The organism is Faecalibacterium sp. OF03-6AC (assembly GCF_003478175.1).
Classification (GTDB): Bacteria; Bacillota; Clostridia; order Oscillospirales; family Ruminococcaceae; genus Faecalibacterium; species Faecalibacterium taiwanense.
This window is the reverse complement of sequence record NZ_QUEN01000005.1, coordinates 101649-116941: the sequence shown is the minus strand read 5'-3', so window position 1 is coordinate 116941 and position 15293 is coordinate 101649. Positions and strand designations below refer to the sequence as shown.

Below are 15293 nucleotides of genomic sequence, written 5' to 3'. Positions count from 1 at the left end.
GGAGAGGGGCCTGTGGTCTGAACAAGAAAGCCGCCTGTATCATCGAGACAACTAGAGATTAAGAAAGGGTTCGTTTCATGGAAAACAACGTTTTCGATTCCATCAAGATCGGCCTTGCCTCCCCGGAGCAGATCCGCAACTGGAGCTACGGCGAGGTCAAAAAGCCTGAGACCATCAACTACCGCACCCTGAAGCCGGAGCGCGACGGCTTGTACTGTGAGCGCATTTTTGGACCTACCAAGGACTGGGAGTGCCACTGCGGTAAGTATAAGCGCATCCGCTACAAGGGCAAGATCTGCGACCGCTGCGGCGTTGAAGTGACCAAGGCTAAGGTCCGCCGTGAGCGCATGGGCCACATTGAGCTGGCCGCTCCCGTCAGCCACATCTGGTACTTCAAGGGCATCCCCAGCCGCATCGGCCTGATGCTGGACATCAGCCCCCGCCTGCTGGAGAAGGTGCTGTACTTTGCAAGCTATATCGTCACGGATCCGGGCGCTACCCGTCTGGAAAAGAAGCAGCTGCTCACCGAGAGCGAGTATCGTGAGATGCGCGACCACTACGGTGATGAGTTCGAGGCTGCTATGGGCGCTGAGGCCATTCAGGATCTGCTGAAGGAGATCGATCTGGATCAGCTGAGTGAAGAGCTGACTGCCGAGGTGGAAAAGTCCTCCGGCCAGAAGCGCGTGCGCATCCTCAAGCGTCTGGAAGTAGTTGAGGCATTCCGCATTTCCGGCAACCGTCCTGAATGGATGGTCATGGATGTGCTGCCTGTTCTGCCGCCTGACCTGCGCCCCATGGTCCAGCTGGACGGCGGCCGTTTTGCCACCTCCGACCTGAACGACCTGTACCGCCGCGTGATCAACCGCAACAACCGTCTGCGCCGTCTGCTGGAGCTGGGCGCTCCCGACATCATCGTGCGCAACGAGAAGCGTATGCTGCAGGAAGCAGTGGACAGCCTGATCGACAACGGCCGCCGCGGCCGTCCGGTCACCGGCCCCAACAACCGCGCCCTGAAGAGCCTTTCCGATATGCTGAAGGGCAAGCAGGGCCGCTTCCGTCAGAACCTGCTGGGCAAGCGTGTTGACTACTCCGGCCGTTCCGTTATCGTCGTCGGCCCTGAGCTGAAGATGGATCAGTGCGGTCTGCCCAAGGAAATGGCTCTGGAGCTGTTCAAGCCCTTTGTCATGAAGGATCTGGTGGAGAAGGGCATTGCCAACAACATCAAGTCCGCCCGCAAGATGGTGGAGCGCGCTAAGCCCGAAGTGTGGGACAGCCTGGAGACGGTGATCAAGGGCCACCCCGTTCTGCTGAACCGTGCACCTACCCTGCACCGTCTGGGCATTCAGGCGTTCAACCCGGTGCTGGTGGAGGGCCGTGCAATCAAGCTGCACCCGCTGGCATGTACCGCATTCAACGCCGACTTCGACGGTGACCAGATGGCAGTGCATCTGCCCCTGGGCGAGGATGCCTGCCGTGAGGCCAAGATGCTGATGCTGGCTTCCGGCAACCTGCTGAAGCCCTCTGACGGCGCACCTGTTACCGTGCCTACGCAGGATATGATCCTGGGCAGCTACTACCTGACCACCGTTCGTGAAAATGACGAGGGCGCAGGTAAGGTGTTCCGCGATGAGAACGAAGCCCTGATGGCTTATGCAGAGCACATCGTTACCCTGCACGCACCCATCAAGGTGCGCCGCACCATGACCATTGACGGCGTGGAGCGCACCGGTCTGGTGGAAGCCACCGTCGGCCGCATCATCTTCAATAACCCTGTTCCTCAGAATCTGGGTTATATCGACCGTACTGATCCCGAGCACTGGCTGGAGTACGAGGTCAGCTTCCGCGTGACCAAGAAGACTCTGCCCGATATCATTTCCCGCTGCATGACCCGCAACGGCACCCGCAAGTGTGCAAAGATGCTGGATGCCATCAAGGCGCAGGGCTACAAGTACTCCACTCTGTCTGCGATCTCCGTCGCTGTGTGCGACGCTGTGATCCCGCCGCAGAAGCAGGAGCTGATCGCTGAGGCTGACCAGCAGATCGCAAAGGTCGGCAAGCTGTTCAACCGCGGCCTGATCTCCGACAACGAGCGCTACAACCAGACCATTGCAATCTGGCAGGCTACCACCGATAAGGTCTCCAAGGCTCTGGCAGACAACCTGCCCAAGGATAATGAGATCTATATGATGGCAGACTCCGGTGCTCGTGGTTCTATGAACCAGATCAAGCAGCTGGCCGGCATGCGCGGCCTGCTGGCAAACACCGCCGGCCACACCATCGAGATGCCCATTCGTGCCAACTACCGTGAAGGTCTGAATATTCTGGAATATTTCGTTTCTGCCCGTGGCGCCCGTAAGGGTCTGGCCGATACCGCTCTGCGTACCGCTGACTCCGGTTACCTGACCCGCCGCATGGTCGATGTCTCTCAGGATGTCATCGTGCGCGAGATCGACTGCGGCACCACCGACGGCCTGTGGGTGTCTGAGATCCACGAGGGCAAGGAGAAGATCGAGAGCTTCCGCGAGCGCTTGATCGGCCGCTTCGCTGTGGGCGATGTGGTCAACCCCGTCACCGGCAAGGTCATCGTGCCCGAAGGCAAGATGATCGACCTGTACGATGCAAACGAGATCGAGGCTGCTGGCATTACCAAGCTGAAGATCCGCAGCCTGCTGACCTGCCGTGCAAAGACCGGTGTCTGCGCACGCTGCTACGGTTCCGATATGGCAAACGGCGAGCCGGTCCGTCTGGGCGAGTCTGTCGGCGTTATCGCCGCAGAGTCCATCGGCGAGCCTGGTACGCAGCTGACCATGCGTACCTTCCATACCGGCGGTATCGCATCTGCTGAAGATATCACGCAGGGTCTTCCCCGTGTTGAAGAGCTGTTCGAGAGCCGCCGTCCCAAGAGCATGGCCATCATGAGCGAGATCTCTGGTGTCGTTTCTCAGGACGATACCAAGAAGAATGTCGTTATCAAGGTGACCGGCAAGGACGAGAACGGTGCCGAGGTCGTAAAGAGCTACTCCATCCCGTTCACCCAGCATTCCCGCGTGATGCCGGGTGACCGTGTGGAGAAGGGCGACATCATCACCCGTGAAGGTGTTCTGTATCCGCAGGATATTCTGGCAATCAAGGGTCTGGAGGATGTCCAGAACTACCTGATCAACGAAGTTCAGAAGGTCTACCGTCTGCAGGGCGTTGAAATCAACGATAAGCATATCGAAGTCATCGTCCGTCAGATGTGCCGCAAAGTGCGCGTGACGGATTCCGGTTCTTCCAACCTGATTGGCGGTGCACTGGCAAGCCGTCTGGAAGTGGAGAACATCAACGCCGATCTGCAGCAGCGCATCGACGCTGGTGAAGAGGGCCTGAAGCTGGTCGAGTACCAGCAGGTGCTGCTGGGCATCACCAAGGCTGCTCTGGCAAACGACTCCTTCCTGTCCGCTGCATCCTTCCAGGAGACCACCCGCGTGCTGACCGAAGCTGCCATCAAGGGCAAGGTCGACCCGCTGGCCGGCCTGAAGGAGAACGTCATCATTGGTAAGCTGATCCCCGCAGGTACCGGTCTGCCGGAAGTCCGTGAGGATCTGAAGAACCGTGAGGCTGAGCGCGATGCTGAGGTCGCTGCTGAACTGGCAGCTGCTGTACAGTAAGCAAAGCTCCTTCTTCTGAAATAAAACAATGGACCGCTCTGTGGGCATCCGCCTGCAGGGCGGTTTTTATATGCCCGGAAAAGCGGAAACAGGGGAGAAAACCGTGCGTTTTGCGTCGAAAAAATGCTGAAAGAAAAAATCTGGAATAAATGCAAAAAACTTTGCAAAAACTGTTGACATCCGCCTGTAAAGCGAGTATTATATAACTGTTGCGCATCCCTCATGGGGATAGTGCGGCAAAAAAGTCGGAAAAAGTCCGATGTGCATTATTAAGAAAGGAGAAACAAAATGCCTACTTTTAACCAGCTTGTACGCAAGGGCCGTCAGGTTCTGGCTACCAAGAGCACCGCTCCCGCACTGCTGAAGAGCTACAATTCTCAGAAGAAACAGTATTCTGATCTGAACAGCCCCCAGAAGCGTGGTGTCTGCACTGCTGTTCGTACCATGACCCCCAAGAAGCCCAACTCTGCTCTGCGTAAGGTTGCTCGTGTCCGCCTCACGAATGGTATCGAGGTCACCTCTTACATTCCCGGTATCGGCCATAACCTGCAGGAGCACTCCGTCGTGCTGATCCGTGGCGGTCGTGTTAAGGACCTGCCCGGTGTGCGTTACCACATCATCCGTGGTACCCTGGATACTCAGGGTGTGGCAGGCCGTAATCAGGCCCGCTCCAAGTACGGCGCAAAGCGTCCTAAGGCCGGTGCTGCAAAGAAGTAATTGAGGACAACCGCCATAAACGGCTTTCCATTATATAAATAACAAGTCCGCTTGTAAAGCGGAGGGCAACAGTTTATGTAAAGGTCAGCTCTTTGTGACACAACGGGAGTTTTATTACTTTCGAGTACCGATGATATCATTCTGTGAAGGAGGGAAGAAAGATGCCTAGAAGAGGTAACATTGCTAAGCGCGATGTCTTAGCTGATCCTATTTACAATTCCAAGATGGTCACTCGTCTGGTCAATAGCGTTATGCTGGATGGCAAGAAGGGCGTCGCTCAGAAGATCGTTTACGAAGCTTTCTCCATGATTCAGGAGAAGACCGGCAACGATCCTCTGGAGACTTTCGAGAAGGCGATGGAGAACATCATGCCCAGCCTCGAGTGCAAGACCCGCCGCGTTGGCGGTGCTAACTACCAGGTTCCTCTGGAAGTCAGCCCGGCTCGCCGCGAGACTCTGGGTCTGCGCTGGCTGACTGCCTACAGCCGCAGCCGTGGTGAGAAGACCATGGCTCAGCGTCTGGCTGCTGAAATCATGGATGCTGCCAACAACACTGGTAACGCCGTGAAGAAGCGTGAGGATACTCACAAGATGGCAGAGGCCAACAAGGCTTTCGCTCATTTCCGTTATTGATCTGTTCTGTAGGAGGTTAATTTCATGGCTACACCCAGAGAAGTTTCTCTTCAGATGACGAGAAATATCGGCATTATGGCCCACATTGATGCTGGTAAGACTACTACTACCGAGCGTATTCTGTACTACACCGGTATCAACCACAAGATCGGCGAAGTTCATGATGGCGGCGCTACCATGGACTGGATGGTTCAGGAGCAGGAGCGTGGTATCACCATCACTTCCGCTGCTACCACCTGCTACTGGAGTCACTCTGAGACCCAGAAGGATCCGGTTGCATTCAAGAAGAACCGTCACCGCATCAACATCATCGACACCCCGGGCCACGTGGACTTCACTGTTGAGGTCCAGCGTTCTCTGCGCGTGCTGGACGGTTCTGTGACCGTTCTGGCTGCAAAGGGCGGTGTTGAGCCGCAGTCTGAGACCGTTTGGCGTCAGGCTGACGAGTACAAGGTTCCCCGTATGGTGTACGTCAACAAGATGGACACCATGGGTGCTGACTTCTTCCGCTGCATCAAGATGCTGCACGATCGTCTGCATGCCAACGGCGTGGCTATCCAGCTGCCTATCGGTCAGGAAGATACCTTCCGCGGTATCGTTGACCTGGTCGATATGAACGCTGAGGTCTACTACGACGACATGGGCAACGACATGCGCACCGAGGAGATCCCCGAGGATATGCGTGAGCAGGCTGAGGAGTATCACAACATCCTGATCGAGGCTGTTGCTGAGAACGACGAAGAGCTCATGGAAAAGTACCTCGAGGGCGAGGAGATCACCCGTGCCGAGCTGAAGGCTGCGATCCGCAAGGAGACCATCGCTAACACGCTGGTTCCCGTTGTCTGCGGTTCTTCCTACAAGAACCGTGGTGTCCAGAAGCTGCTGGACGCTATCGTTGACTATATGCCCGCACCTACCGATGTCCCTGACATCAAGGGCGTGAATCCCGAGACTGAGGAAGAGGAGACCCGTCCGTCTTCCGACGACGCTCCCTTCGCAGCTCTGGCCTTCAAGATCGCTACCGACCCGTTCGTTGGTAAGCTGGCATACTTCCGTGTTTACTCCGGTAAGGTTGAGGCAGGTACCACTGTCTACAACTCCGTGAAGGACAACAAGGAGCGTATGGGCCGCATCCTGCAGATGCATTCTAACCACCGCAAGGATATCGACTGCTGCTACGCAGGTGATATCGCTGCTGTTGTCGGTCTGAAGAACACCACTACCGGTGACACTCTGTGTGATGAGAATCATCCCATCATTCTGGAGTCCATGAAGTTCCCCGAGCCTGTTATCCGCGTTGCCATCGAGCCCAAGACCAAGGCCGGCAACGAGAAGATGGGCATCGCGCTGGCAAAGCTGGCCGAAGAGGATCCGACCTTCAAGACCTACACTGACGAAGAGACCGGTCAGACCATCATCGCCGGTATGGGCGAGCTGCACCTGGAGATCATCGTTGACCGTCTGCTGCGTGAGTTCAAGGTTGAAGCAAACGTGGGTGCACCTCAGGTTGCTTACCGTGAGACCATCCGCAAAGAGGCCAACCAGGAGACCAAGTACGCACGTCAGTCCGGTGGTAAGGGCCAGTACGGTCATGTTAAGATCAAGATCGAGCCCAACGAGCCCGGCAAGGGTTACGAGTTCGTCAACGCCATCGTTGGCGGTGCCATCCCGAAGGAATACATCCCGGCTATCGACAACGGTATCCAGGGTGCTATGAAGTCCGGTGTTCTGGCTGGCTATCCTGTCGTTGATGTCAAGGTTACCCTGTGGGATGGTTCTTATCATGAGGTCGACTCCTCTGAAATGGCCTTCTCCATTGCTGGTTCTATGGCGTTCAAGGATGCTATGCGCAAGGCTGATCCTATCATCACTGAGCCTATCATGAAGGTTGCAGTTATCGTTCCCGATGAGTATCTGGGCGATGTTATCGGCGACCTGAATGCACGCCGTGGTCAGATCCAGGGCATGGAAGCTATGGCTGGTACTCAGCGTGTCAATGCATTTGTGCCTCTGGCTCAGATGTTCGGCTACGCTACCGACCTGCGTTCCAAGACTCAGGGCCGTGGCCAGTATGTCATGGAGCCGTCTCACTACGAGCCGGTGCCTAAGAACATTGCTGACCAGATCATTGCTGGCCGCACCAAGGCTTGATCGCCTTAAATTTAAAGTGAATTTTGCCGGGGTAGTGTAACCTCGGCAAAATTTCCTGTAAAAGCACTTGATTTTACAGGGCAAATTTAGTAGAATAGCCTTGCAATGCAATGTCTGCATCTTGCAGGGTTGTTGTAACCAAATATCAAAACCTAAATTAAGGGAGGATATTCCAATGGCTGAAAAGGCAAAGTTCGACCGTTCTAAGCCGCATGTGAACATCGGCACCATCGGTCACGTTGACCACGGCAAGACCACTCTGACCGCCGCTATCACCAAGTTCCTGGCTCTGAAGGGCGACGCAGACTTCATGGATTATGCCAACATCGATAAGGCTCCTGAGGAGCGTGCTCGTGGTATCACGATCAACTCCGCTCACGTTGAGTATCAGACCGACGCTCGTCACTACGCTCACGTTGACTGCCCGGGCCATGCTGACTACGTTAAGAACATGATCACTGGTGCTGCTCAGATGGACGGCGCTATTCTGGTCGTTGCTGCTACCGATGGTCCCATGCCCCAGACCCGTGAGCACATCCTGCTGGCTCGTCAGGTCGGCGTGCCCTATATCGTCGTGTTCATGAACAAGTGCGATATGGTCGACGACGAAGAGCTGCTGGATCTGGTCGAGATGGAGATCCGTGAGCTGCTGAGCGAGTACGACTTCCCGGGCGACGATACCCCGATCATTCGTGGTTCCGCTCTGAAGGCTCTGGAGTCTACCTCCACTGATCCCAATGCTCCCGAGTATGCTTGCATCAAGGAGCTGATGGACGCTGTTGACAGCTATATCCCCAACCCCGATCGTGAGGAAGACAAGCCCTTCCTGATGCCCATCGAGGATGTCATGACCATTTCTGGCCGTGGTACCGTTGCAACCGGTCGTGTTGAGCGTGGTGTTGCTAAGGTTGGCGATGCTATGGAGATCGTCGGCATCAAGCCCGATCGTCTGAGCACCACCATCACCGGTCTGGAGATGTTCCGTAAGTCTCTGGACTTCGCTGAGGCTGGCGATAACATCGGCGCTCTGCTGCGTGGTGTTGATCGTACCCAGATCGAGCGTGGTCAGGTTCTGGCTAAGCCCGGTTCCGTGCACCCCCACAAGACCTTCGAGTCTCAGGTGTACGTTCTGACCAAGGACGAAGGCGGCCGTCACACCCCGTTCTTCTCCAACTATCGTCCTCAGTTCTACTTCCGCACCACCGACGTGACCGGTATCATCACTCTGCCCGAAGGCACTGAGATGTGCATGCCCGGCGATAACGTCATGATGCACGTTGAGCTGCTGACCCCTGTTGCTATGGAAGAGGGCCTGCGTTTCGCTATCCGTGAGGGTGGCCGTACCGTTGGTTCTGGCGTTGTTGGCAAGATCATTGAGTGATTTTGACCCTTCGCGCCTTTCCTAAGGCTAAAGGTTAAACTTACGAGAGACCTTCCCATTCCGGAGAGTGGGAAGGTCTCTTTTTGTTTTAGATCCTCTGTCTGTAAGGGCAGGGGATTTTTTTCGGCATGTCACAACTCTTTGTTTACAAAACAAGGTTGTTCTGGTATACTAAAAAAGGAAATACTGGAAAAGTCCTATCGGCTGGTGCTGAGAGGATTCAGCAAAAAGAAACAGCGTGAACTTCTGGAAGAGGTGAAGGGCAATGCCGTTTGATTATAAGAAAGAGTACAGGGAATTTTATCTCCCGCCGAAAAAACCGCATCTGATTACGATACCTCGTATGAATTTTGTGGCAGTGCACGGCAAGGGCGACCCGAATGCTCCGGGTGGAGCCTATCAGGAGGCTATGGGAGTGCTGTACGGCATTGCTTTTACCATCAAAATGAGCTATAAGGGCAGCCACAAGATGGACGGCTATTTTGAATATGTGGTTCCACCGTTGGAGGGCTTGTGGCATCAGAAGGGCGTGGATGGCGTTGACTATGCGCATAAAGAATTATTTGAGTGGACATCTATGATCCGCCTGCCGGAATTCGTGACGTCGGAAGCGTTTGATTGGGCCGTACAGGAAGCAACGGCAAAAAAGAAAAAGGATTTTTCCAAGGCGGAATTCCTGACCTATGACGAGGGACTTTGCGTTCAGTGCCTGCATATCGGCCCTTATGATGAAGAACCGAAAACGCTGGCGCAGATGGATGCCTTTGCCGTAGAGCAGGGGTATAGGCTTGATTTTTCAGAGACACGCTTCCACCACGAGATCTATCTGAGTGATCCTCGCCGCGCTGCACCGGGAACACTGAAAACAGTTCTGCGGCATCCCATACGTGAAAAATAAAAACGGGAAAATTCACAAATGATGTCGCTTTTATTTGGCAGATGTGATATACTGATTCTATCTGTAGAAACACATTGAATGGATAAGGGAGGAGAGAACTTCATGCAGCATGAAACTGTCATCGTGCTGGACTTTGGCGGCCAGTACAATCAGCTGATCGCGCGCCGCGTCCGCGAGAACAATGTCTACTGTGAAATCTATTCCTATAAAACCGATCTGTCGGTTATCAAGGCAAAGAACCCCAAGGGTATCATCTTTACCGGTGGCCCCAACAGTGTTTATCTGGAGGATTCTCCCACGATCGACCCGGAGATCTTTACCTGGGGTGTGCCTGTGCTGGGCATCTGCTATGGCAGCCAGCTGATGATGCATCTTCTGGGCGGCCATGTCTGCCGCGCACCGGAGCGCGAGTACGGCAAGACTGAGGTGTTCGTGGACACGAACAGCAAGATGTTCACCGATGTGCAGCCCTCTACCATTTGCTGGATGAGCCACAACGACTATATTGAGCAGGCAGCGCCCGGCTTTAAGATCACTGCTCACACGGTCAACTGCCCGGTAGCTGCGGCAGAGAACGCCGAGAAGGGCCTGTACGCGGTCCAGTTCCATCCGGAAGTGCTGCACACTGCGGAAGGCAAGAAGATGCTGCGCAACTTCGTGTACAACGTCTGCGGCTGCACCGGCGACTGGAAGATGGACTCCTTTGTGGAGAACAATGTCAAGGCCCTGCGTGAGCGCATCGGCGATGGCAAGGTGCTGTGCGCCTTGTCCGGCGGCGTGGATTCCTCCGTTCTGGCAGCTATGCTGGCTAAGGCCATCGGCAAGCAGCTGACCTGCGTGTTCGTGGATCACGGTCTGCTGCGTAAGAACGAGAAGGAAGAGGTCTGTGCAGTCTTTGGTCCGGGCAATGCCAATGGCTTTGATATCAACTTTATCTGTGTGGATGCCCGCGACCGCTACTTTGCAAAGCTGGCTGGCGTCACTGAGCCGGAACGCAAGCGTAAGATCATTGGTGAAGAGTTCATCCGCGTATTTGAAGAGCAGGCAAAGAAGATCGGCAAGGTGGATTTTCTGGCACAGGGTACCATTTACCCGGATGTTGTTGAGAGCGGTCTGGGCGGTGAGTCCACTGTTATCAAGAGCCACCACAACGTCGGCGGTCTGCCCGACACCGTGGACTTCAAGGAGTTGGTGGAGCCGCTGCGCAACCTGTTTAAGGACGAAGTGCGTCAGGCTGGCCGTGAGCTGGGTCTGCCCGAATATCTGGTCAGCCGTCAGCCGTTCCCGGGCCCGGGTCTTGGCATCCGCATCATCGGCGAAGTGACCCCTGAGAAGGTGGCAATCGTGCAGGATGCCGACGCGATCTGGCGTGAGGAGATCGCAAAGGCGGGTCTGGATAAGGAGATCAGCCAGTACTATGCAGCCTTGACCAACATGCACAGTGTGGGCGTCATGGGCGACGAGCGCACCTATGATTACGCTGTGGCCCTGCGTGCTGTGACCACCACCGACTTCATGACTGCAGAGAGCTATAATATGCCTTGGGATGTTCTGGGCACTGTCACCAGCCGCATCGTCAATGAGGTCAAGCATGTGAACCGCGTGTTCTATGATTGCACCGGTAAGCCGCCGGCAACCATTGAGCTCGAGTAATCTGCAAACCCTGAAAAGTATTGATGCAATGCAATATTTTGAGAGCCAAAAGACTCTGTGATACTGCTTTGATACTATCGGGCGATTATTCATAAAGAGAGACATGAGAATGCCCTCTGAGAAACGGTAAGTTTTTCAGAGGGCATTTTTGTGTCTTTTATTCTTTACGCCACTTTTTCTTCGGCTCGTACCGGCCGCAGCCGTCGGCAGTCTGAGGCCAGTTGAGCTTCCATTCCAGATACTCTTCCTTGGTGATCTCGCCCTCCCGGAGCTGCTTCTTACGGAGCTGCCACTCCTTTAAGAACTCATCCAGCAGGCGATACCGGAAGCTGACTGCCATGTGCTTTTCCGGGAAATCTGGGGCGGTGGTGTCTGTGACCTCGTAGAGCCGGGTGCCGGGATAGTGCTCGTCCAGCTCGAACAGGGTATACATCACATCTTCTGCGGCGTACAAGGTCGGCTCATAGAGGGAACGGTAGTTCACGTCCAGTACCTCCGCAATCTTGCGGAGCAACTCTTCCTTGGGCGTACGGGTGTTGCTTTCGTATTGTGCGATGCGGATGTCTGCACTTTTCTCCTCAAACCCGATGGCAATGCCCAGTTCTTTCTGGGTCATACCTCGGAGGTTGCGGGCACGTTTGATGCGGTCACCGACTGCCATGCGATTGCCTCCTGACTTAAACATATTTGTTGAACCCAGTATAGCACAGAAAAACAGGAGGTGCAATAGAAAATAAACAAAAAAGTTTAAGATTTTACCCGAAAGCCTCTTGACTTAACGGAATGTGCTTAGTATAATGAGAGCACAAAAAGATAAGCAAAAATGCTTAGTAAAATTGAATGACCGCCAAACTGACCCAAACCGCCAAGACCTTCCGAAAGGAAGCGAGCGCTCCGTAAGGGGACGACACAGCACCGCAAAGGGGATATGCCTGCCGGAAGTCAGCGAGGATGAAGCGGCACCGAAACAAAACCGACAAGGAAAGGACAAAAAATGGCAAACAGCATTTTTATCAAAGCAGACGAGCTGGCAAAGGAACTGGACATCTCGCAGGGTCTGGCTTACAAGATGATCGCTCAGTGGAACGAGGAACTGAAGGCCAAGGGCTACACGACTGTAGGAGGCCGGGTGAGCAGGAGGTACTATCAGGAGAAAATCTACGGGGCAGGAAAGGAGTGATAGGATGCCAGCCTACAAGGACAGCAAACAGGGCACATGGTACGCTTCCTTCTACTTCGAGAACTGGCAAGGTGTGAAGCAGAAGAAGCTGAAACGGGGGTTTGCCACCAAGAAGGACGCTCTGGCGTGGGAGCGGGAGTTCCTTCTTCAGCAGGCGGCAGACCTGACCATGACCTTTGAAGCCTTCGTGGAGATTTATATCACGGATAAGAAAAAGCGGCTCCGGGAAAACACATGGTCTACCAAGGAGCATATCATCCGAACGAAAATCTTACCTTATTTCAAGGAAAAACGGATTAGTGAGATAAAGCCACGGGATGTGATCGCATGGCAGAATGAGATGCTGAACTATCGGGACAAGAACGGCAAGGCCTATTCGCCGACCTACCTCAAGACGCTGCATGGACAACTCAGTGCCATTCTGAACCATGCAGTCCGGTTCTATGGGCTAAAATCAAACGCAGCAGCCACAGCCGGGTGCATGGGGTCAGAAAAGCACAAGGAAATGCTTTTCTGGACAAAGGAAGAGTACCTCAAATTCGCAGAAGTCATGATGGACAAGCCGCAATCCTATTACGCTTTTGAGGTCCTCTACTGGTGTGGCATCCGGGAGGGCGAGCTGCTGGCTCTGACTCCGGCAGACTTCGACTTGGACAAGGGGCTGCTCTCCATCACCAAATCCTATCAAAGGCTGAAAGGCCGGGATGTGATCACTGACCCGAAAACGCCCAAGAGCGTCCGGGTCATCCAGATGCCACAGTTTCTGACGGACGAGATCAGGGATTACCTGAAATCCCTCTACAAAGTCCAGCCAGACCAGCGGATCTTTGAGGTGACCAAGAGCTACCTGCACCACGAGATGGACAGGGGAGCCAAGGAAGCCGGGGTGAGGCGCATCCGAATCCATGACCTGCGGCACTCCCATGTATCGCTGCTGATCGAGATGGGCTTCTCGGCGCTGGCAATCGCAGACCGGGTGGGGCATGAGAGCGTGGACATCACCTATAAGTACGCCCATCTCTTCCCCTCAAAGCAGCAGGAGATGGCGCAGAAGCTGAACATGGAGCGAAAGGAGGGATGAAAATGGAACGAGTGCTCGACCAGCAAGGCCGCTGGCGGAACAAGGTGGTAGCCTTCCGAATGTCCCCGGAAGAGGACGAGGTTCTGGAAGCCAAAGTAAAGCTCTCCGGGCTGACCAAACAGGAGTATATCATCCGCCGCTTGACTGACCGGGAGATCACCGTGGTAGGCAACCCAAGGGTCTACAAAGCCCTGCGAGACCAGATGAGGCTGATCTATCAGGAATTGCAGCGGCTGGCCGTGGATGAAGAGGTTCCGCCGGACTTGCTGGAGACCCTGCAAATGGTAGCCCTGACGTTGAACGGACTTAAGGAGGAATGCGAATGACGGACAATAGAAAAACGACCGTACTGGGTGCATCTGTTGGCGCAGATGCGGTACAGTCGTCTGATAAAATTACCACCAATATTATAACAAATTCGGACAAGCAAATCAATCTGCAAGCCGCGAAAAAGTCAAACAATTTCGGGCTGAACACGATATCAATGACCGAGCTGTACGATACGGTGTATCAACCTCGGAAACCCATCGTGAACGACTTGCTGTACAGCGGCACCTACCTCTTTGTAGGTGCGCCCAAGGTGGGTAAGTCCTTCTTCATGGGGCAGCTTGCCTACCATGTGGCGATGGGGCTTCCGCTGTGGGAGTACGAGGTGCATCAGGGCACCGTCCTCTACCTTGCATTGGAAGACGATTACGCCCGGCTGCAGCGGCGGCTCTCCCGGATGTTCGGGGTAGAGGAGACCAGCAATCTCTACTTCGCAACGCAAGCTAAGTCCGTGAGCGAGGGACTTGACCAGCAGTTGGAAGGCTTCATCCGGGAGCACCCGGATGTACGGCTCATCATCATCGACACCCTGCAGAAGGTGCGGGAGATCGGCGGTGACCGATACAGCTACGCCAGCGACTACGAGATCGTGACCAAACTGAAAACTTTCAGCGACAGGTACGGCATCTGCCTGCTGGTGGTTCATCACACCCGGAAGATGGAAGCCGAGGATAGCTTCGATATGATCTCTGGCACCAATGGCCTGCTGGGTGCAGCGGATGGCGCATTCATCATGCAGAAGAAGCGGCGCACCGACAATACCGCTCTGCTGGACATCGTGGGGCGTGATCAGCCGGATCAGGAGCTGACGTTGGAGTTCAACCGGGAACGCTGCGTGTGGGAGTTCCAAGGAGCCGAAACGGAACTCTGGAAGCTACCGCCCGACCCGCTTCTGGAAGCGGTGGCAAAGGTGCTCACCCCGGAACAGCCGGAGTGGAGTGGTACGCCCACGGAGCTGCTGGAACGTCTGTCTGGTGTGAGCATACAGGCAAACATCCTGACCCGGAAGCTGAACGTGAGTGCCGACAGGCTCTACAACGACTATGGGATTCGGTACGAAAGCAAGCGCACCCATGAGGGCAGGGTGGTCAAATTAACGCTGGAAAATTCTGGGGCGTGACGATTCGTGACGGTTGTGACGGTATTTTTGCTACTATGTAAAATACCGTCACAATCGACACAACCGACACGGGATGGTGATAATGATGAAAAACGTGCAAATTTCGCAGGAACTTTTCGTCGCCTTGCTGCATTATCATTTGAGCGGCGAAAATGAGTACGAAGAGGTTATTGAGCAGGGTCTGGAGCAAAAATTGGATGCGATGCTGCGGCATGAGCTGTATGCCCAGTACAAGACAGCACCCACCGAGGAACAGCGGGAGCAGGCTCGGCAGGAGTATCTGGACAGACGAGGCGTGCCAGAAAGCTTCCGCTGGTGAGTTCCTCTATTGGCAGAGGACAGGAGCGTGTCACGCTCCTGTGAATGCAATCACGCAGGAAGGTGGTGTTGGACCGGGCAGCGGCGAGGTGCAGCGAAACCCCGTCCGCAGACGGAAGCCCCCGGCAGGGCGCAAAGGCATCTTTTGATGGACGGAACGTCTGTCAAAAGTGCTTTTGCGTTAC

General features: G+C 54.8%; 13 protein-coding genes. 12 read left to right on the top strand and 1 reads right to left on the bottom strand.

Annotation, left to right across the window (positions count from 1 at the left end; translation table 11 throughout):
• The first annotated feature begins 77 nt into the window (after nucleotides 1-77).
• From rpoC to guaA, 7 genes are all read left to right on the top strand, one after another.
• Nucleotides 78-3650: a DNA-directed RNA polymerase subunit beta' gene (gene rpoC, locus DXA66_RS07515; protein ID WP_118527943.1), complete on the top strand. Its 3573-nt coding sequence runs from the start codon at nucleotides 78-80 to the stop codon at nucleotides 3648-3650.
• Between the two features lie 288 nt (nucleotides 3651-3938).
• A complete protein-coding gene (rpsL, locus tag DXA66_RS07510) occupies nucleotides 3939-4367 on the top strand; it encodes a 30S ribosomal protein S12 (RefSeq protein ID WP_005940205.1) in 429 nt (142 codons plus the stop codon).
• Nucleotides 4368-4528: 161 nt separating this feature from the next.
• Nucleotides 4529-4999: a 30S ribosomal protein S7 gene (gene rpsG, locus DXA66_RS07505; RefSeq protein WP_005930552.1), complete on the top strand. Its 471-nt coding sequence runs from the start codon at nucleotides 4529-4531 to the stop codon at nucleotides 4997-4999.
• Between the two features lie 24 nt (nucleotides 5000-5023).
• Nucleotides 5024-7150 carry an elongation factor G gene (gene fusA / locus DXA66_RS07500; RefSeq protein ID WP_118527941.1) on the top strand — a complete coding sequence of 709 codons (2127 nt, stop codon included), beginning with the start codon at nucleotides 5024-5026 and terminating at the stop codon, nucleotides 7148-7150.
• Nucleotides 7151-7325: 175 nt separating this feature from the next.
• Nucleotides 7326-8531 (top strand): elongation factor Tu, encoded by a 1206-nt coding sequence (gene tuf, locus DXA66_RS07495; RefSeq protein WP_118527939.1) that lies wholly within the window; start codon nucleotides 7326-7328, stop codon nucleotides 8529-8531.
• A gap of 265 nt (nucleotides 8532-8796) precedes the next feature.
• Complete coding sequence (locus tag DXA66_RS07485) at nucleotides 8797-9429, top strand: GyrI-like domain-containing protein (RefSeq protein ID WP_118527937.1); 633 nt, start codon at nucleotides 8797-8799, stop codon at nucleotides 9427-9429.
• A 102-nt stretch (nucleotides 9430-9531) separates the two neighbouring features.
• Nucleotides 9532-11082, top strand: coding sequence for a glutamine-hydrolyzing GMP synthase (guaA, locus tag DXA66_RS07480; RefSeq protein WP_118527935.1), 1551 nt, complete (start codon nucleotides 9532-9534; stop codon nucleotides 11080-11082).
• 157 nt (nucleotides 11083-11239) lie between these two features.
• On the opposite strand, the gene DXA66_RS07475 is transcribed toward guaA, so the two are convergent.
• Nucleotides 11240-11743 carry a helix-turn-helix domain-containing protein gene (locus DXA66_RS07475; protein WP_118527933.1) on the bottom strand — a complete coding sequence of 168 codons (504 nt, stop codon included), beginning with the start codon at nucleotides 11741-11743 and terminating at the stop codon, nucleotides 11240-11242.
• A gap of 333 nt (nucleotides 11744-12076) precedes the next feature.
• Between DXA66_RS07475 and DXA66_RS07470 the strand changes: the two genes are divergently transcribed.
• From DXA66_RS07470 to DXA66_RS07450, 5 genes are all read left to right on the top strand, one after another.
• The gene (locus DXA66_RS07470; RefSeq protein WP_118527931.1) at nucleotides 12077-12262 is read left to right on the top strand and encodes a DNA-binding protein; all 186 of its coding nucleotides are present in this window, start codon (nucleotides 12077-12079) and stop codon (nucleotides 12260-12262) included.
• Nucleotides 12263-12266: 4 nt separating this feature from the next.
• A complete protein-coding gene (locus tag DXA66_RS07465) occupies nucleotides 12267-13343 on the top strand; it encodes a site-specific integrase (protein ID WP_118527929.1) in 1077 nt (358 codons plus the stop codon).
• Nucleotides 13340-13669, top strand: a complete 330-nt coding sequence (locus tag DXA66_RS07460) for a hypothetical protein (RefSeq protein WP_112147763.1) — start codon at nucleotides 13340-13342, stop codon at nucleotides 13667-13669. The genes DXA66_RS07465 and DXA66_RS07460 overlap by 4 nt, the downstream gene beginning before the upstream one ends.
• Nucleotides 13666-14790: a helicase RepA family protein gene (locus tag DXA66_RS07455; RefSeq protein ID WP_118527927.1), complete on the top strand. Its 1125-nt coding sequence runs from the start codon at nucleotides 13666-13668 to the stop codon at nucleotides 14788-14790. Before DXA66_RS07460 ends, DXA66_RS07455 begins: the two co-directional genes overlap by 4 nt.
• Nucleotides 14791-14875: 85 nt before the next feature.
• Complete coding sequence (locus tag DXA66_RS07450; protein WP_097778380.1) at nucleotides 14876-15109, top strand: complexin-2; 234 nt, start codon at nucleotides 14876-14878, stop codon at nucleotides 15107-15109.
• Nucleotides 15110-15293: the final 184 nt, after the last annotated feature.